At 47.8% G+C, this 26,202-nt stretch carries 23 protein-coding genes; 7 read left to right on the top strand and 16 right to left on the bottom strand.

Annotation, left to right across the window (positions count from 1 at the left end; all coding sequences use genetic code 11):
- Window positions 1-127 precede the first annotated feature (127 nt).
- From aroQ to glyA, 6 genes are all read right to left on the bottom strand, one after another.
- On the bottom strand, window positions 128-568 hold the full coding sequence (gene aroQ, locus QUA80_RS00485) for a type II 3-dehydroquinate dehydratase (protein ID WP_333420359.1): 441 nt from the start codon (window positions 566-568) through the stop codon (window positions 128-130).
- A gap of 112 nt (window positions 569-680) precedes the next feature.
- On the bottom strand, window positions 681-818 hold the full coding sequence (locus QUA80_RS00490) for a hypothetical protein (protein ID WP_333054680.1): 138 nt from the start codon (window positions 816-818) through the stop codon (window positions 681-683).
- A gap of 257 nt (window positions 819-1,075) precedes the next feature.
- Window positions 1,076-2,374 carry a competence/damage-inducible protein A gene (locus tag QUA80_RS00495; protein ID WP_333420361.1) on the bottom strand — a complete coding sequence of 433 codons (1,299 nt, stop codon included), beginning with the start codon at window positions 2,372-2,374 and terminating at the stop codon, window positions 1,076-1,078.
- Window positions 2,375-2,387: 13 nt separating this feature from the next.
- On the bottom strand, window positions 2,388-2,516 hold the full coding sequence (locus QUA80_RS00500) for a hypothetical protein (RefSeq protein ID WP_333420362.1): 129 nt from the start codon (window positions 2,514-2,516) through the stop codon (window positions 2,388-2,390).
- On the bottom strand, window positions 2,513-3,568 hold the full coding sequence (locus tag QUA80_RS00505) for an MraY family glycosyltransferase (RefSeq protein WP_333420364.1): 1,056 nt from the start codon (window positions 3,566-3,568) through the stop codon (window positions 2,513-2,515). The genes QUA80_RS00500 and QUA80_RS00505 overlap by 4 nt, the downstream gene beginning before the upstream one ends.
- A gap of 454 nt (window positions 3,569-4,022) precedes the next feature.
- Window positions 4,023-5,306, bottom strand: a complete 1,284-nt coding sequence (glyA, locus tag QUA80_RS00510) for a serine hydroxymethyltransferase (protein ID WP_333420366.1) — start codon at window positions 5,304-5,306, stop codon at window positions 4,023-4,025.
- 168 nt (window positions 5,307-5,474) lie between these two features.
- Between glyA and QUA80_RS00515 the strand changes: the two genes are divergently transcribed.
- Window positions 5,475-5,672 carry a hypothetical protein gene (locus QUA80_RS00515; protein WP_333068560.1) on the top strand — a complete coding sequence of 66 codons (198 nt, stop codon included), beginning with the start codon at window positions 5,475-5,477 and terminating at the stop codon, window positions 5,670-5,672.
- A 142-nt stretch (window positions 5,673-5,814) separates the two neighbouring features.
- Complete coding sequence (locus QUA80_RS00520; protein WP_333420368.1) at window positions 5,815-6,288, top strand: Tic20 family protein; 474 nt, start codon at window positions 5,815-5,817, stop codon at window positions 6,286-6,288.
- Window positions 6,289-6,354: 66 nt separating this feature from the next.
- Here QUA80_RS00520 and QUA80_RS00525 read toward each other — a convergent pair whose 3' ends face one another.
- The 7 genes from QUA80_RS00525 to QUA80_RS00555 all read right to left on the bottom strand — a co-directional run bounded on the left by QUA80_RS00525 (window position 6,355) and on the right by QUA80_RS00555 (window position 13,362).
- Window positions 6,355-7,134, bottom strand: a complete 780-nt coding sequence (locus tag QUA80_RS00525; RefSeq protein WP_333420370.1) for a fumarylacetoacetate hydrolase family protein — start codon at window positions 7,132-7,134, stop codon at window positions 6,355-6,357.
- 95 nt (window positions 7,135-7,229) lie between these two features.
- Complete coding sequence (locus tag QUA80_RS00530) at window positions 7,230-7,811, bottom strand: 5-formyltetrahydrofolate cyclo-ligase (RefSeq protein ID WP_333420372.1); 582 nt, start codon at window positions 7,809-7,811, stop codon at window positions 7,230-7,232.
- A gap of 208 nt (window positions 7,812-8,019) precedes the next feature.
- Window positions 8,020-8,250 (bottom strand): hypothetical protein, encoded by a 231-nt coding sequence (locus tag QUA80_RS00535; protein WP_333420374.1) that lies wholly within the window; start codon window positions 8,248-8,250, stop codon window positions 8,020-8,022.
- Between the two features lie 309 nt (window positions 8,251-8,559).
- On the bottom strand, window positions 8,560-9,504 hold the full coding sequence (locus QUA80_RS00540) for a GDP-L-fucose synthase (protein WP_333420376.1): 945 nt from the start codon (window positions 9,502-9,504) through the stop codon (window positions 8,560-8,562).
- 408 nt (window positions 9,505-9,912) lie between these two features.
- Window positions 9,913-10,944: a GDP-mannose 4,6-dehydratase gene (gene gmd, locus QUA80_RS00545; protein WP_333420378.1), complete on the bottom strand. Its 1,032-nt coding sequence runs from the start codon at window positions 10,942-10,944 to the stop codon at window positions 9,913-9,915.
- Between the two features lie 226 nt (window positions 10,945-11,170).
- Window positions 11,171-11,902, bottom strand: coding sequence for a sugar transferase (locus QUA80_RS00550; protein WP_333420380.1), 732 nt, complete (start codon window positions 11,900-11,902; stop codon window positions 11,171-11,173).
- 293 nt (window positions 11,903-12,195) lie between these two features.
- Window positions 12,196-13,362 carry a glycosyltransferase gene (locus QUA80_RS00555; RefSeq protein WP_333420382.1) on the bottom strand — a complete coding sequence of 389 codons (1,167 nt, stop codon included), beginning with the start codon at window positions 13,360-13,362 and terminating at the stop codon, window positions 12,196-12,198.
- Between the two features lie 299 nt (window positions 13,363-13,661).
- Here QUA80_RS00555 and QUA80_RS00560 point away from each other — a divergent pair, with 299 nt between their 5' ends.
- Complete coding sequence (locus QUA80_RS00560) at window positions 13,662-15,755, top strand: iron uptake porin (RefSeq protein ID WP_333420652.1); 2,094 nt, start codon at window positions 13,662-13,664, stop codon at window positions 15,753-15,755.
- Window positions 15,756-16,319: 564 nt separating this feature from the next.
- Here QUA80_RS00560 and QUA80_RS00565 read toward each other — a convergent pair.
- The 3 genes from QUA80_RS00565 to QUA80_RS00575 form a co-directional block, all read right to left on the bottom strand.
- Window positions 16,320-18,083: an NFACT RNA binding domain-containing protein gene (locus QUA80_RS00565; protein WP_333420384.1), complete on the bottom strand. Its 1,764-nt coding sequence runs from the start codon at window positions 18,081-18,083 to the stop codon at window positions 16,320-16,322.
- Between the two features lie 369 nt (window positions 18,084-18,452).
- Entirely contained in the window at window positions 18,453-20,012 is a 1,560-nt protein-coding gene (locus QUA80_RS00570) for an NAD(P)/FAD-dependent oxidoreductase (RefSeq protein ID WP_333420385.1), read from the bottom strand.
- A gap of 29 nt (window positions 20,013-20,041) precedes the next feature.
- Window positions 20,042-20,215, bottom strand: coding sequence for a hypothetical protein (locus QUA80_RS00575; protein WP_333420387.1), 174 nt, complete (start codon window positions 20,213-20,215; stop codon window positions 20,042-20,044).
- 85 nt (window positions 20,216-20,300) lie between these two features.
- On the opposite strand from QUA80_RS00575, the gene QUA80_RS00580 reads away from it, so the two are divergent.
- The 4 genes from QUA80_RS00580 (at window position 20,301) to QUA80_RS00595 (ending at window position 26,200) form a co-directional block, all read left to right on the top strand.
- Window positions 20,301-20,888, top strand: a complete 588-nt coding sequence (locus tag QUA80_RS00580) for a hypothetical protein (protein ID WP_333420389.1) — start codon at window positions 20,301-20,303, stop codon at window positions 20,886-20,888.
- A 267-nt stretch (window positions 20,889-21,155) separates the two neighbouring features.
- On the top strand, window positions 21,156-22,445 hold the full coding sequence (locus QUA80_RS00585) for an AAA family ATPase (RefSeq protein WP_333420391.1): 1,290 nt from the start codon (window positions 21,156-21,158) through the stop codon (window positions 22,443-22,445).
- Between the two features lie 7 nt (window positions 22,446-22,452).
- The gene (locus tag QUA80_RS00590) at window positions 22,453-22,887 is read left to right on the top strand and encodes a hypothetical protein (RefSeq protein ID WP_333420392.1); all 435 of its coding nucleotides are present in this window, start codon (window positions 22,453-22,455) and stop codon (window positions 22,885-22,887) included.
- Window positions 22,888-23,218: 331 nt separating this feature from the next.
- The gene (locus tag QUA80_RS00595; protein WP_333420394.1) at window positions 23,219-26,200 is read left to right on the top strand and encodes a cation-transporting P-type ATPase; all 2,982 of its coding nucleotides are present in this window, start codon (window positions 23,219-23,221) and stop codon (window positions 26,198-26,200) included.
- Window positions 26,201-26,202: the final 2 nt, after the last annotated feature.

The raw sequence follows: 26,202 nt of genomic DNA on the forward strand, positions 1-26,202 counted from the left end.
TTTATAATTTTTTCTGGTATCCTTTTTTACGCAAGTTTTGTAATTAATTGGACTTAGACCCAAACATATAAGGGCTGGTTTTCGATCTAAAACCTGCCCTCATCCGATCGCTACAATCGGTAAATTTTTAATTTTTAATCAGGTAACTAACTAGAGCTTGCAGCCCCAGCAGGTAACTTTCCGGGCCAAAACCGCTGATTTGCCCGATCGCCACCGCTGCGATAAACGAGTGGTGCCGAAAAGCTTCCCGCCGGTAAATATTGCTCAGATGAACTTCTACCGCAGGGATATTCACCGCGGCGATCGCGTCTCTAATTGCCACACTCGTATGAGTGTAAGCTCCAGCATTAATCAATAAGCCTTGGTGCTGCCCTAACATCGAGTGAATGGCATCCACCAATACCCCTTCATGATTCGACTGCTGAATTGAGACTTTCACCTGGAGGGCTTGCGCTTCTCGTTCTAGCAACTTGTTGATATCATTTAAAGTCGCAGAACCGTAAACTCCAGGTTCTCGCTGACCCAATAGATTCAGATTCGGGCCGTGAAGTACCAGGATATTTAACAATTTTAAAATTTCCAGCGCAACAAAAATTTTGAGATTTTTGACATGGGATTTAGAACCAGTCTGCAACCTCAAAGCTCAAAGCTCAAAGCTCAAACTTGCAACCCAGTGCCGACTATCGGCGATTTCTCGGTTGGTTGACAGGAATACGAATCGGTTCGAGTTCCGGTTGAGCTTCTGGATTCAGCAATCCTTCTATCAGCTTGCGAACCCATTCTTTAATTTGTTCCAGCACCTTTTCAATGTCTTCCATTGAACGGATAGCTCCTTTTTTTATAGTCTAGATTGCTAAACCGACGGCTAAATACCTGAAAATAAGCAAGCACGACTTTGAAACCAAAGGTCAAACTTGCTTTCTCGCTTGCTGGTTGTTTTGAGCAATGGAGAGAGTCAGTATATTGGCCAATCAGTCTTATCTTCTTATCATAACGAATCTTTACAGATAATCAAGAGGCAAGGGGAAAATTGCGGAATTATCTCGGAGTATAGAGTGTTAAATAAAGCTTAAGCTTACGGCTGACTGTTGACAATTGACAAATCGTGGGATATTTTATACGATTTTGCCAACAATAATTTACGCCGGAGCCGATCGAGCGCCGTACAGCTACTCAGATGCCGAATCCAATCGCGGCCTCGGGCATCGCCAAAGCGGTATTCAAAACTTTCTGCGTCGCCGTGGGGGTCCGCTAAACCGACATAAACCAGTCCGACAGGTTTAGCATCTGTGCCGCCTCCAGGCCCGGCGATGCCTGTAATGCTCAATCCCCAATCGGTATTGAGCCGATCGCGAACTCCCGCAGCCATGTGTTTTGCCACTTGGTGGCTGACTGCCCCAAATTCGGCTAAATCTTGCCGATTAACACCTAATAATCCTTCCTTAACCCGATTGTCGTAAGAAATAATCCCGCCTAAAAAGTAGCAAGAACTGCCGGGAACACCAGTCAGCATCGCCCCCAATCCTCCTCCGGTGCAGGATTCAGCCACGCTGAGAGTTTGCCCCGCATCGAGCAACAATTGGCCCGCAGTCGAAGCGAGGGTATCGCTATCAGCACCGTAACAGTCTAAGCCGGCAATTTGCCGCAACTGTTGTTCGATCGGCTCAATCAAGTTTGAAGCAGCCACGGACGACTCCGCGCGGGCCGAAATCCGCAGTTTGACTTCGCCGTGATTGGCGTAGGGAGCCACAGTAGGATTAGTTAAATTGAGAAAACTATCTACTTTTTCGGCCAATGCCGACTCAGCAATGCCCCAAAATTTTAATGTGCGGCTGTAAATAGTTGCGCTGCACCAGCCGCCGTTTTTCAGGTAAGGAACGGCAGTTTCTCGCCACATCAAGTGCATTTCCGCCGGTACGCCGGGAAATGTCATTAGTGTCACGTTGGGAATCGGCTGCCAAATAATCCCCGGTGCAGAACCGCTGCGATTCGGTAGAATGTCCGCACTTTCTGGAATTAAAGCTTGTTTCCGGTTGCTGGGACTCATAGTACGTCCCCGCTGGGCGAATTTGTATTCGATATCTGCGATAATTTCCGGCTTTTCTATTAAGGGAACCCCAAAAAAATCGGCGATCGTTTCGACTGTGAGGTCGTCTGGTGTGGGGCCGAGACCTCCGGTGAAGAGCAAAAGCTGCGATCGGCCCACGGCGATTTCTAAAACTTGTTTGATACGTTTTGGATTGTCCCCCACTACTGTTTGATAGTAGTGAGGTATTCCCAGACTCGCTAATTCTTTGGCTAAAAACTGGGCATTGCTATTAAGAATATCCCCTAACAACAATTCAGTGCCAACACAAATAATTTCAGCAACCATTCAATTTTAGATTTTAGATTTTGGATTTTAGATTGGGGAATTGGGCATTGGCAATTGGGAATTGGGCATTGGTAATTGGGAATTGGGCATTAGAAATTATTTTTCTTCCTTCTTCCTTCTTCCTTCTTCCTTCTTCCTTCACCTAGCGTGTCTCCAAACTTTCCAGCTAGCATATCCCAGCAAACTTGTCGCACCCATAGCGTAAATTACGCCGCTCGGAAGCGAAAAAGCTAGGGCTAAACTTCCCACCCACAGTGTCAGCGAGTAAATAAATAAAACCGCAAATCGATGGGATAGTCCGGCTTGTAGAAGTCGGTGGTGGAGGTGGCGCTTGTCAGCAATAAACGGTGACTTGCCGTTGCGAAGTCGATCGAGAATCACGGCCGACATATCTAAAATCGGTACAGCTAAAATTAAATATGGCAGCAACACAGAAGTAACAGCCGTAGTTTTAACCAACCCAATTACTCCCACTCCAGCGAGAGTAAACCCGATAAAATAAGCCCCGCCATCTCCCATAAAGATTTGAGCCGGATTGAAGTTGTAGCGCAGAAATCCCAAGGCCCCGCCAGCTAAAGCCGCTGCAATTAGGGCCGCGGCTGGTTGGTGCATCGACAGACTGACAATCAGCATCACAACTGCTGCAATCCCTGAAACTCCCGCAGCTAAACCGTCCAAACCGTCAATCCAGTTGATGGCGTTGGCCATGCCGACGAGCCAAATCACGGTAATTGGCAAGCTCAGCCAGCCAATATCTGTCAGTCCCAGGGAGGGAACTGTGAGAAACTCAATTTTTACCCCTGCCATCCAAGCGATGCTGGATACGCCAATTTGCATGAGCAAGCGTTTTAAGGCCGACAGGGAAAATAAGTCGTCTGCTAAACCGATGAGGAAGAATCCGATGCCGCCGAGGGTGACTCCCCAAATTTCGTATTCGTCTTTGGGGTTGAGAACTTGACCGCTAGCATCAATGAAGCCTCCTGAAAGCCAGACAAATAAGAGGGCACTGAGAGTGCCGAGAAAGATGGAAACTCCTCCCAAGCGCACCATCGGGCGCTTGTGGACTTTTCGCTCGCCTGGCCGATCGACTCGCCCGCTTTTGAGACCAATTTTTTTGACTATTGGCGTACTCCAGAGGACGACGATCGCAGAAATCAGAAAAGCTACTACGTGGTACAGATACTGGTACGGCATCTGAAATCAATTTTAAATAGTGCGGGGCAATTAGTCTGTCAGGCAGAGTCTACTACATTTCAGATGGCTTATAACAAGGAAACATCTTGAAGAGCGACTGGGGGTTTGGGAGTCGGAGATTTGCCGCAATGGCAGTTGCCCTGGGGCGAATTGTCAGGTTTTTCATTCATAACTCTCGAATTAACGATTTGAAATATCGACTCTTTCGCGAGCAAAAAATTGGATATTTGGCGAGCGGGCCCAGTTGATCGGTATCCTTGGCAACCTACAAATACCGTTATTCAAACCAGCCCCGCCCGACAAATATCTTTACTAAAAACCGTCTTGGCGATCGATATTTTTGGTGAAAACCGCTTGTCAATATCGCTACAGGCAACTCTCAATCTTTTCCTGCTCTTTTACCCTTTTACCCGTACACTTCCAACTACCAATTCCCCATTGCCGATCAGGAAAATTAAGCTAATGCCGGCACTTTCAAGTACAAGTGGGGATATAAGGGGAAGCGATCGCACAGTACCGCTACTCGACGCAGGCAGTCGGCGGCGACGCTTTCATCATCTGGATTTAGCAGTCGATCGGCAATAATATTGCCAATCTCGGTAAATTCTGCTGTTCCCATTCCCCTGGTGGTCATCGCCGGCGAACCGAGTCTCAAACCGCTGGTGACAAAGGGCGATGCCGGATCGAAAGGCACGGTATTTTTATTAGCAGTAATATTCACACCGCTGACTAATTGGTCTGCTTGCTTGCCTGTCATGTTTACCGATCGCAAATCAACTAGCATTAAGTGATTGTCCGTGCCGCCGGAAACGAGTTTTAAACCCCGCTGCTGCAACCGTTCCGCTAAAGCGCGCGCATTTTCAATTACTTGACCGGAATAAGTTTTAAATTCAGGCTTTAATGCTTCGCCGAAAGCTACTGCTTTGCCCGCAATCACGTGTTCTAAGGGGCCACCTTGAGTGCCCGGGAAAACAGCTTTGTCGAACTTTTTGCCTAATTCCGGGTCATTGGTCATAATCAAGCCACCGCGGGGGCCCCGCAGGGTTTTGTGAGTGGTGGTGGTGACGGCGTGACAGTGGGGGAGGGGGTTGGGGTGGTGCCCTGTGGCGACCAACCCGGCGATGTGGGCGATGTCGGCGAGCAGGTAGGCTCCGATTTCGTCGGCGATCGCTCTAAACTTCTCAAAGTCGATAATTCGCGAATATGCTGAATAGCCGCAAATTAGCAATTTCGGTCGGTTTTCTTTTGCCAGTGCCAAAATTTCGTCGTAGTCGAGCTGTTCTGTTTCTTGGCTGACGCCGTAGTGAAAAGCTTTGAACCATTTGCCGGATACGTTGACCGGCGAACCGTGGGTCAAGTGTCCGCCGTGGGACAAATCCATGCCCATAATTCCGTCTCCTGGTTCCAGCAGGCTCAAAAACACTGCAAAGTTGGCTTGAGCGCCGGAGTGGGGTTGGACGTTGGCGTGAGCGGCTCCAAATAGCTGTTTGGCCCGGTCGATCGCGATTTGCTCGATGCCGTCAATAAATTCGCAGCCGCCGTAGTAGCGTTTCGCTGGCAGTCCTTCGGCGTATTTATTTGTCAGCACTGAGCCTTGAGCTGCCATTACCGCGCTTGAGGTAAAGTTTTCGCTGGCGATGAGTTCTAGGTGGTCTCGCTGCCGCTGGAGCTCTTGCCCGATTAAATCGGCAATTAGCGGATCGGTTTTGGAAAGGAATTCTAAGTTAGTGTCCGTCACAATAATCAACCTCTTGACAGTTTTGGGATTGGGAATTGAGGATCTTATACCGTACTACGGATTTCGCACCATTGACATAAATATTACGTTGTGTTCAGGTTAAGCCGTTTGTCCCTAACTGCTGACATACAATGAAATTACTGGTGTGAAACCTGCCGGAGGTATCAAATGTTAGTCATTTTAATGGAAAATCAGATGCTTGCCCCTCAGTGTGTTTGCCAAAGTTGTTTGCTGGCCGATCGCACCGGCCAACCGCGCTGGAACGGTGGAGAGCTTCGCTGCGGTCATCGAGTTGCTAAACCTACGGAAAATTTGCCCGATCGGTACGAGTGTCAAATGGGCTTCGTCATTGCCAATATTAAATAAGAAAGCCTGCCGTTGGTTGTTGAGGCTGCTCCCCGCTGAGTGAAAAGCAAGTTCCGGCAGAGTCGAAACACAAACCCTGCTGCTGCGTTATCCTGAGTTTAATGGAATTCATAGTTAATCGATCGACTCAGGAGAGTTCATTATGACTTGGCGCGGATCTACAACTGTTCCAGACCGGATTTTTGCTTCTTTGCCTTATTTGCTCCCGTTGATTGACGGGCTTACCTTTGGCGCGTTTCTGTTTAGACAGTTTCCTGTCCTGCAACTGTTGTTTATACCGCTAGCTCCTTTGATGGAACTTTATAGGTTGCCATTTGCTAGCTTGATTATCTTCTTTGCCCTGTATTTAGGAGTAGTTAGAAACGAAAACATCAGTCACTTCATTCGTTTTAATGCGATGCAGGCGATTCTTTTAGACATTGTTTTGATGCTGTGCGGTCTGGTTTTGCCGATTTTTTCTAAAGGCTTGCAAGTCGCATTTATTGCGGAAACTCTGTATAACATGGTGTTTTTGGGCGCTTTGGCTGCATTTGTCTATGCAGTCGTGCAGTCGCTTTTGGGACGCTATGCAGAGATTCCTCCGCTTTCGGATGCTGTTTATATGCAGGTTCGTTAGTCAGTTGGCAGTTGGCAGTTGACAGTTGACAGTTGTTGGAGATAATTACCAATTACCCATTACCCATTACCCATTTCTAATAACTACTGTATTTTCAAGACTGCCGATGCCTTCAATTTCGATGCGGACTCGATCGCCTATTTGTAGCGGCCCTACCCCTTGCGGCGTTCCAGTCAGTATCACATCGCCTGGAATTAGGGTCATTACTTGACTGATGTAGGAGACGAGAAAGTCTGGCGAAAATACCATGCGATCGATCTGGGATGACTGTACCGGTCGCTCGCTCTCATTGACAAAAGTCTGCAATTGTGCAGCCGGACTCAGTTCGCGAACAATCCAAGGCCCCAAGGGACAAAAAGTATCGAACCCTTTGGCCCTGGCCCACTGGTTGTCCCGCTTTTGCAAATCTCTAGCTGTTACGTCATTGGCGATCGTATAGCCCCAAATTTTGCTGTGTGCTTGTTCGGGAGTGCAGTTGCTACTATGTTCGCCAATTACCAGGGCCAATTCTCCCTCGTAATCTACCCTTTCCGACTGCTGCGGATAGCGAATCGCTGCACCTGCTGGGATGACAGCACTCGGAGGTTTGAAAAACAGCAGGGGTTCTTCGGGTACTGGGGTTCCCATCTCGGCGGCGTGATCGACATAATTTTTGCCTACGGCTACAATTTTTGAGGGAGAGCACGGGGCGAGAATTTGGTAAGTATCTGGTGAAAGTTCCAAATCGGTTGGTTGTCCTTGTAACCAGGGCGGTGCATCAAATACTTGAACGCTGTGGCCCAGTTGCAGTAAACCGTAATGGATGTGTCCTTGTGTTGTTTTAACTCGAACGTAGCGCTGGGCCATAGTATTTTAGATTTTAGGTTTTAGATTCTAGATTCTAGATTCTAGATTAAGAGGATATAGGCATAATTGCGGAAAATTAATTTGTTTATGCCCGTTTAAGATTTTTGCTGTATTATTTTTAACCCGCTTTCCGTGCAAATTCCGTGCAGCGGTTTGTCCCAGGAGTCAACTGGTAGCTGGGGGATCGAGGCAAATTCAAAGATAATGCCGATCGTAACTTTTGATTCCCACTCAGCTAAACTGAGCATTCGATCGTAATAGCCGCCGCCGTAGCCCAAGCGATAGCCGCGAACATCGCAGCCTACTGCGGGTACGAGCATTAAATCTACTTCTGAGCAGTCTATTTTCGGAGCATCCGGCAGGGGTTCGAGTATACCGTAAGCTCCAGTATGTAAAGCATCTCCGGGCTGCCAGATGTGCCAGGATAGCTCTTTGCCGACACAGCGGGGAAATCCCCATTTGCGGGGAGTTACAAATAGGGGACTTAAATCTGGTTCTTGGCGACAACTGAAGTAGGCGAGGATTGTTTTTGCTTGGGTGAATAGGGGCGAGTTTTGGAGATGATTGCAGAGGCGATCGCTCTTTTGTCTCCATTCTTGTGCTGATAGGGATTTGCGGGTGTTGAGGAGCGATCGTCTTAATTCAGTTTTAGTTAATGAAGGTTCAGCCGTATTCATATTTCATATTAAATCCGTATTCAATAGGCGTGACTTAAACCTACTTATGTAAGGTAAGGCGCAGCTTACCAGTTGATTTTATTCGGCGATGTCTTCGGAACTTGTCAATTTAAGCACTTTCCTCGATTAAATTTGCTTCCGCATCCCGGCGTCTGGCTATACCTTGTTAAATGCTTCTACCCACCCAAATCGGTTTCATTTACCGGATTTATTCAGCAATTCCACGTACATCTTTTTTCGGCAATAAATCCCGAATTGCACGCATTTCCCGGCGGTTTCCCCCCCTACTCGTGCGGCGATCGAACACCAAACTTACCACTCCTCCCTGAACATCTGCTGGCAATTCTTCAAAACCGGGAAAGACCTTTTTTGTCAGATTGTAAAACTTCGGTACTGTTACGACATTAAACACTGCCCAGGCTAATTCGCAAGAAACCATAATATTTTGAACACTCAACCTACTGCCAAAGTAATTTGAACCTGAGAACCTGCCCCTGGTGCCGGTCGATTGGTATGATTTCTTAGTTCCCCTCTGGGAGAACAAGAGGTAAGTGTAATAGCGGTTTCAACTGCCGACTATTGTCAGTGAATTATCACCCTAACTTGTATAATTTATTAGTGCCAGAAGGCGGATTGGTTTGTGTAGGATAGGTTGCAACTGCCGACTATTATCTAATGAGGTTTCTAACCCGCATTTAGTATTATTCTCAAAAAAACCGGTTTCTTGAAGAAACCGGGTTTTTCACACTTACGCGGCGTGTTGTCGATACCACTCAATCGTATTTTTCAACCCTTCCTTAAACTTAATTTCCGCAACAAAACCAAACTTTTCCTTAGCCCTTTGGGTATCCAAACAGCGGCGCGGCTGACCGTTAGGTTTGTCTGTTTCCCAAACAATTTCTCCTTCAAATCCCATCAATTCGCAAATCGTTTCCACTAAATCGCGAATTTTAACTTCGCTATTCGTTCCCAAATTAACCGGGTCAGGTTCACTGTAATCTTGCGTCGCCATCACAATTCCCCGGGCGGCATCTGTGGAATACAAAAACTCGCGGCTAGGGCTGCCGTCGCCCCAAACTGACAGTGTTTTGTCTCCCCTTTGTTGCGCTTCGTGGACTTTGCGAATTAATGCGGGGATGACGTGGGAACTTTTCGGGTCAAAGTTATCTTCCGGGCCGTATAAATTGACTGGTAGCAAGTAGATACCGTTGAATCCGTACTGCTGGCGGTAGGATTGCAGTTGCACTAATAAGGCTTTTTTGGCAATTCCGTAAGGTGCGTTAGTTATCTCTGGATAGCCGTTCCAGAGGTCATCTTCTTTAAAAGGAACTGGGGTCAAGTTGGGATAAGCGCAAATCGTTCCGACGCAGACAAATTTTTCGACTCCTGCTTCGTAGGCGGCGTGGATTAGTTGCGCGCCCATCATCAAATTGTCGTAAAATAATTCAGCGGGTTTGAGTTGGTTTAAACCGATGCCGCCGACGTGGGCGGCGAGGTGAATGATGATATCTTGTTTGTCGGCAGCGCGCTTGCAGTTTTCCATAACGCGGAGGTCGCAGTCGATCGATCTAGTCACCGAAATTTTATCAGCATCGGCCCCTGCTTTCACTAACTGGTCGATTACCTGACGGCCCAAGAAACCGGCGCCGCCCGTGACTAGAATGCGTTTGCTGCCTAAATCCAAGCTTGTCATAATTTTAGCCTCGGGATTTTGAATAAGGGTCGATCGACAATTTCAATTCTAAAATTGTTGCTTTAGCCAAAAAAGCTTTCAGCTACAGGACGAGGTTACCCGCAAATCTGTTTTAGCTGCTGCTGATAGGAACAATTTGCTCCGTGCACACCCGAAAGTTAGATCTGGGAGCCGCGACTCCTCAACTATCATTTTAATGTTTTTTTTAGCCCGCACAGCCGAAAATTTTGCGAGCAATTAAGCTGGTTCTTTGAATGCCATCGCGGGCTAATAGCTTCAACAATCCTCTCATCAGTTGTGAACTCTGTGTAGGGGCAATCCCCGGCGCGAGGCAGCCTTTCGCCAATGGGGGTAGACACGGGGTACTACCCCTACAAACTGTTCCCAGTGACCGCTTTGTTTAGCGGCTCAATCAAATCCGTTGCCCGAACCCCGACCTTGCTGGTCTAAAGCTTTCATGTCAGCATCTACCATTAAATGTACTAACTCCTGAAAAGTTACAGAAGGTTCCCAATTTAATTGCTGGCGCGCCTTAGTCGAATCGCCAATTAACAGTTCGACTTCTGCAGGACGCAAGTAGCGTTCGTCAAACTCCACATATTTTTGCCAATCTAAATTGACGTAAGTAAAAGCCAAATCGAGAAATTCCTTAATGGAATGGGTCTCGTTAGTAGCAATGACATAATCGTCAGGCTTGTCTTGTTGCAGCATCAGCCACATCGCCCGCACGTAGTCTTTAGCATAGCCCCAGTCGCGCTTGGCATCGAGATTGCCCAAGTAAAGTTTTTTCTGCTTGCCTGCGACTATTCTGGCCAAGGCGCGAGTAATTTTGCGAGTTACAAAAGTTTCGCCGCGGCGGGGAGATTCGTGATTGAACAAGATGCCGTTGCAGGCAAAAAGTCCGTAAGATTCGCGATAATTTACTGTTTGCCAGTGACCGTAAACTTTGGCGCAGGCGTAAGGACTTCTGGGATAAAAAGGAGTTGTTTCCTTCTGCGGAACTTCCTGCACCAAACCAAACATTTCCGAAGAACCTGCTTGATAGAACCGCACTTCTATGCCGGTGCGGCGCTGATAGTCCCGAATTGCTTCTAGCAGGCGCAATACTCCCATTCCTACTGTGTCAACCGTATATTCCGGCGAGTCAAAACTGACTCGAACGTGAGATTGAGCGCCTAAGTTATAAATTTCTACCGGCTGAACTTCTTCCAAGATGCGGCGGAGAGTGGTGCCGTCTGTCAAGTCGCCGTAGTGTAAAAACAGGCGCGCCCCCTCGCTGTGAGGATCGACATAGATGTGGTCAATTCGATCGGTATTAAAACTAGAACTGCGGCGGATAATGCCGTGAACTTCATATCCTTTCTCTAACAGTAATTCGCTCAAGTAGGAGCCGTCTTGACCTGTAATACCTGTTATTAGCGCTCGCTTGCGTTGCGTCATCTGATTTTCCTTTGACAGGCTGTGTTAATTCACTTCGGAATTTCCGGGCAGAGGCTCTTGTTGCCTGCCGGTGGTATTCTCAAGCTCTACGTTAACTCACAATTCTTCAAGCGGCATCAAGAAACTGTTTCGTTTTGGTAAATAGTTTGCCGCTTGCTGTCAGTAGTCAGCATCAGTGGTCAGTAACAAACAAAACTAACTACCGATTGCTGACTGCGGACAAAAATTAGTATGCGCCGTTATTTTTGGGAAAAATCACAACTCCAATTGTTTTGAAAACAATCCACATATCCATCCACAGGTTTTTGTCATTAGCGTAATAGAGGTCGATTTGGACTCGGCGGGGATAGGGAATGTCGTTGCGACCGGACACTTGCCACAAGCCTGTAATTCCAGGCCTGATGGTAAGAATTTTGTTGATGTGACGGCCGTATCTCGGCAGTTCTTCTTCAACTAAAGGTCTCGGTCCGACGACACTCATATCTCCTTTTAAAACATTCCAAAACTGGGGAAACTCGTCTAAACTGGTCATTCGTAAAAATCTTCCAATCCAGGTAATCCGAGGGTCTTGTTTCAGCTTGAAATTGTCCTCAAACTCTTGACGCAAATGCGGAGATTTTTCCATGATTTCCAGCAATATGTCGTCCGCATTTTCCACCATCGTTCTGAATTTAAGGCAATAAAACATTTTACGGTTTTTGCCTACTCGTTCCTGTACGTAAAAAATAGGCCCGGACGAGCTTAAGGCAATAGAGAGAGCCAAAAGCAGGTAAACCGGAGCAAACAGGATCAGAACCGATAAGGAAAACAGGATGTCAAATAACCGCTTGAAAAATTCTCCGTCGAGGCTCTGTAGAGAACGACTTATGCGTCTATCTCCTTGCAGGACAGGCCCAAAACCGCGTCTCGCGATCGCTCGAATTACCTTGCCGGAGATTAGTTGGCTGTCGGCAGTCATCTTACTCCTTCACTTCACACCACACACAGTCCTGATCATAAAGCCTCAAGACGCTTTGTTCTCTGAATTATGTTTCCAATACTCAATTTTCTGCATTCAGAAGGCTTCAAAAGGCACAATGCAAGGGAAGTTGAAGGCTTCTGAAGGCAGAAGGAATAAGAAACAGGGCTTCTCAAAGCAGAAGGAAGAGGGCACAAGGCACTTATGCAGAGTGCTTCTGAAGGCACTTATGCAAAAGGCAGAAGGAAAATTTTCCGACTTCCTCACTCTCGGGCTCTCGGGCTCTGCCACCTTCAAGTCCCAGACTTGGTAAAATCGCAGGATTGAAATTCCTGATAGCAGCGTCCCACAAAAGCTAGATAGCGCTGCCCAAAGACTTCCGGGGCAAACTGTTGAGCGCGCAACCTGGAGATTTCTGGCTCAAATTTGCCTTGCAACTGCTCAAATTCCTTGACAGCTTCGACTAATGCTGCTGGGGTTTGGGAGGAAAAAAATAAACCAGTCCCTGTCTCTGGGTGTTGGCGAATGTCGAGCACTGTCTCCAAAGCGCCCCCTGCTGCATAGGCAATTACCGGCGTTCCGCAAGCTTGAGCCTCTACCAAAGCTATGCCAAAATCTTCGCAAGCAGCATAGACAAAGGCTTTCGCCTCTGCCATATACTTTTCAACTATTTCGGCCGGCTGCCAGCCGAGCACTTGCACGTTAGGTTTGGCGAGAAGCCGAATCATTTCTAATTCTGGCCCGGTGCCGATGACAATTAGAGTATGCCCGAGTTGATTGAATGCTTGGACGATCGCGCTAACGTTTTTGTAACTTACCAACCGGCAAACTGTGACGTAAAAATCTTTTTTTTGTCGCATCAAGGAAAATCTATCGATATTTACGGGCGGATAAATCACCCGGGCCCGCCGCCGATAGCACCGCCAAATTCGGCGCGCCGTGTGTTGGGAGTTGGCGATGAAATAATCGACGCGGTTGGCAGAAATTACGTCCCACTGCCGCAGTCGGTGCAACAAATATCGCGTCAGCAGGCCCGGGATGCCCCGTCCGGCTTTGCTGCTGCGCAAATAGTCAAAAGTTAAGTCCCAAGCGTAGCGCATGGGTGTGTGACAGTAGCAGACGTGCAATTGCTGAGGACTGGTGAGGATGCCTTTGGCGACGGCGTGGGACGATGAGAGGATGATGTCGTATTGTCGCAAATCTAGTTGTTCGATCGCGATCGGCAGCAAAGGCAAATATTTTTGGACGCCGCTGCGGGCTGCGGGAAAGTGCTGCAAAAATGTTGTGCCAATCTGCCGCCCGAAAAGATAGCTTTCGGGATTGGTCGATTCAAAGTCGATGAGGGCATAGACATCTGCCTCGTCTACGTGTTTGAGGATTTCCTGCACTACGAGTTCTGAACCGCCAGTAGCTAAGGGCGTCAACCATTCGTGAACTAGGGCGTATTTGAGTTTTTTCACTTGTTATGTAGCCGATCGAACGATGTGTTAGCGCCAGTTCTGTCAATATTAATCTTACTGAGGGATCGCTGACGCACCTTCGAGCCATCAACCGGGTTTCTACGTAGATATCTAGATCGAACCAAGGATTTGTGAAATCAACGGCGGTGCTGTGAAATCAGAGACAGCCAAACCGCAATCTGCGACAACGATTCCTCCAATTGTTGACAAGAAATACTATTAGGCGGAATACTGAAGGTGATTTGCCAGCCCCTAAACCTGCGGAACGGGCGATCGGCTCAATGTGGTGTGAGGAAAAAATGTCGAAATTTTTGTGGAAGGGACTTTTAGTTAGTCCCGCTGTATTGGCAGCAACTTTAGTCGTATCTGCGACGGCGCTAGCAGCAGAGCAACCTGTAGAAATTGCCGCGACAGGTCAAGCTCATCAATTGCAATTACCCGCTGCTGCAACCGAGGCTGCCAAGTCTGAGACGGCAGCGGTTACAGCCGAACCAGCCCCACTAGCCAGCAACTTGACTGTTGAGACTATTGATGAGAAAGAAACTGCGAACCTCTACGAGGGCTTGGCTAACGAGCCGATCCCCCCAGTTGCCGAACAAGCAAAAGCACCCGAAAACGCAGTTGCAGCAGATTTAAGCGAAACCAAACCCGCAGTCGCGCCCGCAAACTTAAGTGCCCAACAACCTGTCCCGGAGCAAATCCCCGCAGTCGCCCCCGCAAACTTAAGCGAAACGCAACCCGCCGTTGCACCCGCTAATTTAAACGCAGAAAAACCGATCGCGCAACCCGAACAAATTTCCCAATCGACCGATCCAAGTGCCCAACCTCAAGCACAGTCGAATCTTTTAGAACAAATCAACCAATACAGCGCAGAAGACAGCAGCAGCGAAGATCCGGCCGGTCAAGTAACTTCTGTTTCGCAACTTTCCGACGTTCGACCCACCGATTGGGCTTTTCAAGCTTTGCAATCCCTAGTCGAGCGCTACGGTTGTATAGCTGGCTATCCTGACGGCACTTTCCGAGGCAACCGCGCGATGACTCGCTACGAGTTTGCAGCCGGTTTAAATGCGTGTTTGGATAAAGTTAGCGAACTGATTCAAGGCGGTTCGAGAAATCTGGCGACGCGAGAAGATTTGGCTTCTGTGCAAAGGTTGCAAGAAGAATTTGCGGCGGAATTGGCAACTTTGCGCGGCAGAGTCGATGTTTTGGAAGCGCGCGCCTCTGAATTAGAAGCAAATCAGTTTTCAACTACAACTAAACTCAACGGCGAAGTAATATTTGCTTTGACGGGTATCGCCGGAGGAGAGGATGCCGAAGGTCGCGAAGCTGATAAAACGACGGCTTTTGGCAGCAGGGTTCGTCTCAATTTTGACACCAGTTTTTCTGGAGAAGATTTGCTGAGAACTCGACTGCAAGTTTTGAATCTGGGTTCGTTTTCTACTAATAATACGAAAACCGCTGAAGGGGAATTGCGGTTTAATGCCGGGCCTTTTGGCGAGGCTAGCAATACTGTAGGTTTAGATGCGCTGCTTTACCAATTCCCTCTAGGCAAAAGCACTACTGTAATTCTAGAAGCCAACGCCGGCGCGGCTGACGATTTTACCAACACAGTCAACCCTTACTTTGACGGAGACGGCGGCAGCGGTGCTCTTTCTAACTTCGGTACTCGCAACCCGATTTACTATTTGACTGGCGGTTCTGGCATCGCTCTGCGGCATCAGTTTGGGGAAAAACTCGAGCTGAGTTTGGGATATTTGGCCGGCAACGCCGCGAACCCGACGCGGGGTAACGGTTTGTTCAACGGTTCTTACGGCGGTTTGGCTCAGTTGACTTTCAAACCGAACGACAACATGGCTTTAGGTTTAACTTACGTTAATTCCTACAACTTCGTTACCGGTACCGGCAGCAACGCTTCTAATTTCCCGGTGCGTCTCGGTTCCTTCGGGCTCGACAGCGATAGCAATCTGCCAGTTTCTAGCAATTCCTACGGCGCGCAAGCTTCGTGGCGGTTGAACCGGAGATTTGCAATTGGCGGTTGGGCGGGTTACACCAACCAGCGCATTTTATCGAACTTGGCTACTCCTACCGGTTCTGTGCAGCGGGGGGATCAAAAAATCTGGAACTGGGCAGTTACTTTGGCTTTTCCCGATTTGTTGAAAGAAGGAAATGTGGCGGGGATTCTGGTAGGTATGGAGCCGCGGGTGACGAGTTCTACTAATCGGACTTTGCCGGAAGATAAGGATACTTCGCTGCACGTTGAAGGTTTCTATCAGTTTAAGTTGAGCGACAATATTTCTGTCACTCCTGGTGTGATTTGGCTGACTGCTCCCGACCACAATAAGGATAATTCTGATTTGGTGATTGGGGTGATCAGAACGACGTTTACTTTCTAGAAGCAGCCCTTGGGGATTTTAGATTTTAGATTTTAGTCCTGGACGCACAAATACCAAAGAAACCGGGTTTTTACCAGTTTTAAAGGTCGGGATACAGTATTTTCGCCATCAAAACCCGGTTTCTGACCACCCGTGCGTAAGTCCTAGATTTTAGATTTTAATCTAAAATCTAAAATCTAAAATTCTCCGGGCTTGGGTTTAATGTTTCAACAGAAACGACCAGCTTTAGCAAAAGCTGGTCTGCACAAATAGTTAAATCCGTTGTGTTCCCACAGTGTTTTTCTCACAGTGAGGAAACCCAAGTTGCACGTTTCTTTGCAAAGGGTTCTAAAACAAATATCATCTCTCTTAAGCGGTATTATAACAATAATACTTAATTATTTGTAATAAAACTTTACATTACAGCTAATTTTAATTTTCAGGGGCGATCGCTTTTCGGTCACTTTGTATAATCCAACCTGGATTCAAAAACCCGGTTTCTGCCTGGAACGATCGCTGCCAAGCCTGTTATTTTGTCTAAAAACCTGGTTCCGATTGCCGATCGCCTTTTATCACTTTATATAATCATGCCGGAGCTTGCTGCGGTCTACCCCAGACAATCCGCTCCTGCTTGTATACAACCATACCAGGTTTTGCGCCTTTCGGCTTGTATACATATTTCGGTTCTGTATAAACCACGGGGACTTGTTCGCTGTGGCGGGCGCGACTGTAATAAGCAGTCATGTCTGCGGCAAATTGCAAATCAGTTTCTTCAGCCACAGTACCGGGTTTGAGACGCAGCAAAGCGTGGCTTCCGGGAATCTCTAGGGTGTGGAACCACAAGTCGTAGTCGTTGGCGGTGCGAAAAGTGAGTTGGTCGTTTTGGCGGTTGTTGCGCCCGATTAACAATTCAAAGCCGCTGGGAGTTTGGTAGCGGTGAAATTCGATCGCAGCATTTTTGTCGGTACTGCGGTAATCTGGTACATCCAGATATTTTTGCTGGATCAGTTCTTCGCGGATTTCGGCGAGGGTTTGCAAATCTTGGGTGTTGCGGTAGGTTTCCAATACCGAAAGTGCGGCTTCAACTTGTTCTAAATAGTCGATTTCTTCCTGTACGGCGGCTAATAAAGGTTCTACTGCTATGCGAGCTCTTTTAAGTTTTTGGTGTTTTTTGTAGAGGGCTTGAGCGTTTTGAACGGCGTTTTTTTCCGGGTTTAGGGGAATGATAACTGGTTTTTCGGTTTCAAAGTCGGGGAGAGAAATTGATTTCATTCCCGGTTCCCAATGCTGCAAATTTGCCATCAGCAAGTCGGCTTGGGATTTGTGGATGTCGGCGTCTGCGGATTGCTGTAAACGTTCTTTAAATGTGTTGGCTTTGAGGCGCAGTTTTGCGAGGACGTTGTTGAGTTTTTGGGTAAGCTGATGCCGCACTTGGGCGAATACTTCTTGATTGATTTCGCCTGTGTAGTAGCTGTTAAGTAATTCTTGAACCGAAGAGATGGAGGAATCAGAGGGCGGGCACGGGGGAACCGCCCCTACACCGTTATTTTCTGGTGGGGGCCAATCGATGACGGTGTAGCCTTCGGGGGTAAAACTCGGGTGAAATTTGGAGTTTTCTAGGCATTGCAGCCAGTACAGCCAGCGCTGGAATAGTTGCTGCCATTCGTCGGGATTGAGGCTGTCGGTGGATTGTTCGGGGTCTAAAGAAGCCGATCGAATCATTGAAAAAATTAAGGCTTTACTCAACCCTCGGTAATTCTTCAACAGATTGCGGTGTAATTGACCGGGAACCAGGCTAATTCGCGATTGCCAGCGGTTTTGAGATTCGCTCAGACTCGGCACTGCATCGGTCAAAGACGGGGGCATTTCGTAGGGTTGCCCGGTTTGGATGGGACGGACGGTGGACTGTTTGGCGCTGACTTGGTGGGCGCAGGTGACAACGAGATTGTCTTGGGCAGTGAGGATGACGTTGCTGTACTTCCCCATGATTTCGGCCCAGAGGTGCCAGAGGGCTGGTTCTCCGGGGCGTTTGGCGAATTGCAAGTCGATGACTCTTTCCCAGGATGCAACGGGGGCGATGGAAACTAAGGCTAAACCGCTGAGTTGGTGCCGCAGTTGTTCGCTGAATGTGAAGGTATCGGGAATGCGGGGCGGGGGGTCGCCGACGCAGATGCGGGCGGCCACAGGATGCCAGGAAAGGTCGATCCAGCCGCGCCCTTTCATGGTGCGGAGGGCTAGGGACACGGTAAATCGATCGCGCTGGTAGACTTGTTCTAAGCGCGCTGGCAGCCATTGGGCTCGCAGTTCGCTGCAAGCTGCGGTTAAAGTTGTAAAGTCTACGGGTTGCACGGTGGCCTCTTTGCGATCGAACTATCTATTTCTATGCTGACAGATTTAGGTCGCATTTGACCGATTGTATCAAAGTTTTGCAACCAAATTTTAAAATCTGTTAAAAATCCGGTGATTGAAAATCCGGGCATCAGAATGTGCCATCGCCAAGGGCGGCAAATACAGGAGACAACAATCAGGTGTTTGTAGTGAGAAATTAAATTCCTCATAAAATACAGAGGAATTGGATTCCTCACTACAAACCTAATTAATTAATGATTATCTCTACTCGACTCCAATTGCATTCATTCCCAAACAATCAGGAAAATATCTGCGTTAATCAGGGTTAATTTGCGGTTGCCCAATCATTGAAAAAATTAGGCAATAAGTCTAATTTTTTAGACCAATATCCCGCAGCATTTCCAAATGCTCGTGCACAGGTGCGATCGTATTGGCTGCGATCGCCCCGCTAGCAGCAACAGCCGGCAAACCAATTCCCGGAAACGTCGAATCTCCGCAGCAAAACAGCCCCGCTAAAGGCGTTCTCGGCCCGGGAAACAAGCCGCTACCCGCCCGAATTGCGGGCCCGTAGGAACCGCGATGGCGGCGCAAAAACCGTTGGTGGGTTAGGGGTGTCCCAACTAAGGTGACTTCGCAGCGCGATCGAATATCGGGCACAATTCTCTCTAAGGCTTCCCACATTACCTCGGCGCGCGCTTGTTTTTGCAGCTTGTACTCTTCGCTGGTTCTATCGAGCTTTTGCCACAAATCGTAAGGCTCGTTTCCGGGCGTATATGCGTGAATGACGTGTTTTCCCGGAGGCGCGAGGTGGGGGTCGAGCAGGGAGGGAATCGAGACGAGGACGACGTTCTGAGGGGCGGAAACGCCCATTTCCCAGTCTTTGACGAAGATGTAGTGACAAGCCAAGTCCGATCGCACTCCGGCAGCATCAATTCCCAGATGCAGGTGCATGAAGCTGTCGCACTCGGGCGTCGCCTGCCGCTGTTGCCGAAACCTTTGCGGGACAGAGGTTTCAGGCAACAGTTTCAGGGTATCCCAAACGGAAGCGTTGGAGACGACGGCTTTGTGCGATCGAATAATTTTGCCCGATCGCAGCCGCACGCCCGCAGCCCGGTTGTTTTCCACCAAAACTTCTGCAACGTGGGAATTTAGCAGCAACTGCCCTCCGTGGCGCTCTAAACCTCGTACCAGGGCATTTACCAAAGCTGCACTACCGCCGATCGGATAGTCCAAAACTGCATTGGGGCGGTACCAGTCGGCGAACATGAAAGCGACTTCGGCTGCGATCGTTCCGTCGGCGGGAAGTCCAGACAGCAGGAAACACAACAAATTCAGCCAATTTCGGACAAACGGATCTTTGACATTTTTGTCCATAATTTTGCTGAAAGGGCCTGCAAGTGCGATCGCGTCGCCAGCACTTTGCAGGAAAGCCGGCGCAAATTGGCCGAGGGTAAAAACACTGCCCAAATCGAAGCGCAAAGCCAGGGAGGGCAAGGCTGTGGCAGCTTTGGCGTAGGGTTCCATGACGCGCTGGAGTTGCTGCCATTCGGCGACTGCTGCCGCGCCGCGCAGTTGTGCGAGCACTTCGCCAAATTGACTCGCACCGACGGATGTGTCGAAATCGCCTTCTGGCAAACAGCAACCCCAGGTATCGTAGGTGATGCAGGGGAGTTTTTCGCCGATCGCATCCAAAACTTGCCGCAGCGGATTCGCAGACGGGCTGTAGGATAATCCTGAGTACAGGGAGGGCCCGGAGTCGAACCTAAATCCGCCGCGTTCAAAACCGTGTGCGGCCCCGCCCGCGATCGAATGGCTTTCGCAAACCACAACATCAAAGCCATAGCGGGCAAGCATTGCAGCGCAAGTCAAGCCGCCGATCCCGCTGCCGATGACGATGATTTCTGTGTCTGTGGGGGCGATCGCAACCATGTTTTTCTCCGCTACATCAGCTAATATTATCAATCACTCGGCCGCAGGCAAGATGCCTGCGCGACAATCTCTCTGCTGGTGGAACAGGCATCTTGCCTGTTGCCCATCAGAGGCAGGCAAAATGCCTGCCCCACAATCTCTCTGGTGGTGGAACAGGCATCTTGCCTGTTGCCCATCAGAGGCAGGCAAAATGCCTGCCCCACAATCTCTCTGCTGGTGGAACAGGCATCTTGCCTGTCCCTTAAAATTTTGCATCAAGCCTAGTAAATTCCTGTTATTGTTAGTTAAATGGAAAATATATCTATTCTCGAACAAGCCGCTAAATCGAATACTAAACCATCTCCCGCCGCTGTAGTCGCCGCCCTCCTAGAAGCTGAGAAAAGCGCGAAACAAAATAAAATTCGCTATTCTTTCGAGCAATTAATCGGCAATTGGCGCTTGTGCTTTATCACCGGCACGAAAAAGACTCGACAAAAAGCGGGAATTGTGTTAGGCGCGGGACGTTACATCCCTGAGTGGATTGCGAAAATTCAAATTGCTTATTCTGCAGAACCTGTTGCTGAAGGGGCAGAGAATAGCGAAACCGGCAGGGTGGAGAATTCGGTGCAGGTTGGGGCGATCAGACTAACTCTTTCCGGGCCGACTAAGTTTTTGGTTAATAAAAATATTTTAGCTTTTGATTTTACCAGAATCACGGTGAAATTGTTGGGTAAAACTGTGTATCAAGGATTTATTCGCGGTGGAGAAGCCCGGGAGGCGGAATTTTTTAGTTTGAGTGTGGGGAAGCAGGCATTTTTTGCATATTTTTTGGTAGAAGATGAGATAATTGCCGCTAGGGGAAGGGGCGGCGGATTGGCTTTGTGGGGGAGAGTTTAGAGGAATTGAGGAGGCGATCGAGTAACTGTTTTTGATAGCAGCCCCGTATTGGCGAATTCCCAGGGGATAGTTGACCCCAAATACAGTCGAGATTTCCTGCATAATCCAGAAGGCTATGTCGCACTCAACCAGCCAATTTCTGGTATCTTGGTGCCGTAGGATAAGGCTGTCGCTCTAAAAAACATATCTAGCAAAAGCTAAACCGCAGAAGGTCAAAGTAGAATGTTAAAATATAGTAGAACCCCTTACGCTGCTTGAGTTCCAGTTATGGCTGAAAAATTAACAGTTAAAAACTTTGCTGGTATCACAGATTTGGAGATTGAGATCAAGCGCATAAATATACTGATTGGCCCCCAAGCCAGTGGTAAAAGTGTTTGCGCGAAACTTCTTTTCTATTTTAAAAACTTCGTCTGGGAAATTTTATCTGTTGTAGAGAACGAGCAGACCAAACGCAATCTAGATTCCAACTATTCTAAGAAGTTTGATGAATATTTTCCTCCCGATTCTTGGGGAAAACAAGATTTTCTTATCAGGTATGAGATTGCAAACATTTTTATAGAAGTTAGTAGAAAGAAAGAAACTAAAAGCAAGATCGTTCTCCGCTATTCAGAATTATTCAAGCAGGAATTTACAGAGCTACGCAATTTATTAAAAAAAATAATAGCTCAATATTCTGAAGAAAATCCTAAGTATGAGAGTTTCGATCGGCTATATGTAATCAACCAGGTTTTGAGAGATTTATTTGTAGAATCTTTAGTAAAATCTATCAGTCGAGAGGCAGCATTTAGTCAGTTGTTTATTCCTGCTGGTCGCTCTTTTTTTGCTAATCTTCAGAATAACATCTTTTCTTTTCTGTCGAGTAATAACGTGCTCGATCCATTTCTAAGAGAGTTTGGTTCAACATATGAAAATATAAAACGTTCCGCTATAGTATCTAGAAGTAGGCTTGCAGAAACAAATGCCAAAGATATACAAGAGGAAATAGACACGCTAATAGAGAATTGTCTATGTGGGAAGCACGTACACGAAAAAGGGAAAGACTTTCTGGAAGTGGCAGATGGAAGACGAATTAGTATTGCAAACTCATCTTCAGGTCAACAGGAAACATTGCCTCTGACAATCATGCTAGCTGCACTACCTTTTCTAACTTCATCGGGTATCGGGCAGACAGTGTATATTGAGGAGCCAGAAGCGCATTTATTTCCCAGCGCACAGCGTAATGTTGTCGAGTTGATCGCTACTGTATTTAATTGTCGCAAGGAGCAAATTCAATTCTTCATCACTACTCATAGTCCCTATGTCTTAACAGCATTTAATAATTTACTCCAGGCTGGTCTCCTTTATCAGGAATCCAGCGGAGATGTGCAGCGTCAATTAGAAAAAATTGTGTCTAGATATAAATCACTAGATATTTCGGATCTTGCAGCCTATGTTTTAATGGATGGAAAATGCAGTAGTATTGTGTGTCCTGAGACTGGATTAATAGATGCAAAAGTGATTGATTCTGTTTCTGATGACCTAGCTATTGAATTCGAGCAACTTCTGAACTTAGTTTGAATTGTATATGAAAAGTCTTCCAGAATGTGAAGAGTATAGATATGACACAAAAATTGTCTTACAGGAGAACAAAAGTAAAATAACTTTCCTCAACCCGAATCAAGACAAAATATTAAAAATTAATGTTGATGGCTGCGTTATCAGTGACAACGAGACTTTGCGCTGCGACTACGCCCTTATGCCTTCTGATGAAGTAGAAATATATGTGGAGTTGAAGGGGAGCGATATTGGCCACGCAGTTGCACAAATAGAATCAACTATCCGATTACTTTCGGGAAATCCCCAAAAAATCAAGAAGCTATGTTTTGTTGTGTCTACTCGCGTGCCTAAACAAACAACAAATATACAGCACATACAAAGTCAGTTAAAAAAAAAGTTTAATGCTAGTTTCCGAGTCAAAAATATTCAAGATGAGTATGATTTAAGCACTTGTATAAGATAAACCAGTTTTTTCTATGGGCTGTTATGCTGTTTATTAAGATAGTCAATCATGGCTCATTCCACATTTTAAAATAAAAATTTTTAAATAAATTTTTATAAATTTAACTAAATTAAATACTAACCATACAGATAGTGCAATAAGACTGAAAATATGGAATTTAATAAACCGCATAAAAAGAACTTTATTAAATAGTAAATAGACATCTGGGAAAAATAAAATATTGCCCTCTCGGCTCAATAAGATGGATTTTGTAAGAAAAATTAAGTTTACACAAATCCGTCGGAAAATATGCCAAAAATGATTGCATTACCTATTTCTAGGGTGGGGATGTATGGCAGTACCGCATCAACCAATTTGGACCCTATCGCCTGAAGATGTATATCAATCCTTTGAAATCAGCGAGAACGGGTTGTCTGATGACGAAGCTTTCGATCGACTCGTAAAATTTGGTACGAATGAGTTGCCAGAACCGGCTCATCGACCTCTGTGGCTGAGATTTACCGATCAGTTAAGGCACTTTATGGCCCTGCTGCTGTGGGTGGCAGGGATTTTGGCATTCATTTCGGGAACCCCTCAATTAGGTTGGGCAATCTGGGCGGTGATCGGGATTAATGCTGTATTCAGTTTTTGGCAAGAGTTTCAAGCAGAGCAAGCATTAGCGGCTTTAAAGAACGTGTTGCCGATGCAGGTGAAAGTGTATCGGAATGGGGAACTAAAGCAGATTCCGGCACGGGAACTGGTGCGTGGAGATGTGATGCAATTGGAAGAGGGCGATCGCATCTCTGCGGATGCTCGGTTAGTTTCTGCCGAAAGCCTGTATCTGGATATTTCTGTAATGACTGGCGAATCGCTTCCTGTTGCCCGTAACGCTCATCCGGTGCGGGTGCGCGAAGCTGCATCCATCCGGGCTGGCAAAACGATACCAGCGGGCGAACATCCCTTGCAAGAAAAGGTCAATCTGGCGGAAATCCCAAATTTGGTGCTGGCAGGCTCGACGGTTTCGTCAGGAAGGGGCGTGGCTGTGGTGTATGCCACGGGAGCACAAACCGAGTTTGGTCACGTAGCCCATCTCACTGCCGTTGTGAAACGGGAACCCAGCACGTTGGAAGTGCAGGTTGCTGATATTGTGCGGATCATCACTGCGATCGCCCTCGGTATGGGAGTTCTGGTATTTCTGCTGACATACCTGCTGGTGGGGATGGAGCTCAAAGAGAGCTTTATTTTTGCGATCGGGATCATTGTGGCGCTGGTGCCAGAGGGATTACTGCCGACGGTTACTTTGTCATTGGCGATCGGGGTGCGGCGCATGGTGCGCCGTAATGCTTTGGTGCGTCGTCTTTCGGCTGTGGAAACCCTGAGCGCTACAACGGTGATCTGCACCGACAAAACCGGAACGCTGACTAAAAACGAAATGACGGTGCATTATCTCTGGCTTCCCTGGCAACCTTCAGAGAACAGCCTAAATCCTGCCAGCCAAGAGTCGGCTGTCTCACCACCTCTTAACGGCAATCAGAAATCCCATCTGTCGATGACGCCGACTCTGATTGAAGTGACGGGCGCTGGATACGATCCTGCGGCTGGTGAGGTTCAGATTCCCGCGAATTTTGCAGCATCCTGGAAAGTCAATTTGTTGCTTGCGGGGGCGGCACTTTGCTCGAATGCACGGCTGATTCACCTGAGAGCGCCTAGCCGTTGGCAAGAAATTGGCGATCCAACGGAAGCGGCTCTGCTGGTGGCTGCTGCCAAAGCAGGATTGAATCTGGAAACTTTGCAAAAACAGCTTCCCCGCTTGCGGGAGGTGCCTTTTGATTCTCGTCGCCGGATGATGACGGTGGTGTTGGACTGGCGATCGTCCGCGCTATGGAATAGCGATTTGCCGAACCTGGCTTTTACCAAGGGGGCACCGCTGGAAGTGTTGCGACACTGCACATCTATCTTGCGGAATGGAACTCTCTCCGAACTCACTCAATCCGACTCGCATGAAATAGTTGCGGCCAACGATGAGTTAGCCCAGCAGGGCTTTCGGGTTTTGGGGGTGGCGGCTCGCCGTGGGGGGAGTGAAATGTTGGATTTGCGATCGCAAGACTTAGAGCAAAACTTGATTTTTATTGGTCTGGTGGCGATGTTTGACCCGCCCCGTCCAGAGGTCACAGACGCTCTTGCTCAGTGCCATCAGGCAGGAATTAAGGTGACGATGGTGACGGGTGACTATGGACTGACTGCTGAGGCGATCGCCCGCAAAATTGGATTAGTGACCGATTCTGTACGGGTGGTAACGGGTGAAGGCATGGGGCATCTGTCGGATGCTCAATTGCAACAAATTCTGAAATATCGATCGGGGCTAGTGTTTGCTCGGATGTCTCCCGAGCACAAGCTGCGACTGGTGGAAGCCTATAAAACGATCGGGGAAGTAGTTGCGGTGACGGGGGATGGAGTCAATGATGCTCCAGCATTAAGGGCTGCCCATATTGGCATCGCGATGGGGATGAATGGCACCGATGTGGCACGAGAAGCCGCCGATATTGTCCTCACCGATGACAACTTTGCGACGATCGTCGTCGCGGTTGAGGAGGGGCGAGCCGTGCATCAAAACATCCGCAAATTTATGACCTACATCCTGGCATCAAACCTGCCGGAATTAGTACCTTTTCTGTTCATGGTGACGTTGAAGATTCCTCCTGCACTGGTGATCATGCAGATTCTTGCCATTGATTTAGGAACTGATATAGTCCCTGCATTGGCATTGGGCGCAGAACGGGCAGAAGCCGGAACCATGCAGCAGCCTCCCCGGAAAAAATCGCAACCGCTTCTCGATCGCTCTCTGCTGTTGCGGGCCTATGGCTTCTTGGGATTGCTGGAAGCTGCCCTAGCGATGGCAGCATTTTTTGTGGTGTGGTGGAGTTACGGTTATGACTTGGCAGAATTACAAGCGGCAACGCCAAGCATTCTGTCTCATTCAGCAGATGCCGCTACGATCGCCATCTATACTCAAGCCATCACTATGACTCTGGCATCGGTTGTGGCTTGTCAAACGGGCAATGTCTTTGCCTGTCGATCGGAACGCGGATCGATTCTGCGGCTGGGATTCTTTTCTAATCCACAAATCTGGCTCGGAATTGCCATTGAATGGATTTTAGTGGCGATCGTGATCGATAACGAATTTTTGAGTCGCATTTTTTCGACAGCACCTTTAACACCCTGGCAATGGCTGCTATTGCTGGTGTGTCCGCCCATCATTTTAGGAGCAGAAGAACTACGAAAATTCGTGTTTCCTGGGAAATTGATTCCGAAGCAGAGGCAGAAAGGTAATTAGGT

Origin of the sequence: Microcoleus sp. F4-D5, from assembly GCF_036704885.1 — a bacterium.
Lineage (GTDB): Bacteria > Cyanobacteriota > Cyanobacteriia > Cyanobacteriales > Microcoleaceae > Microcoleus.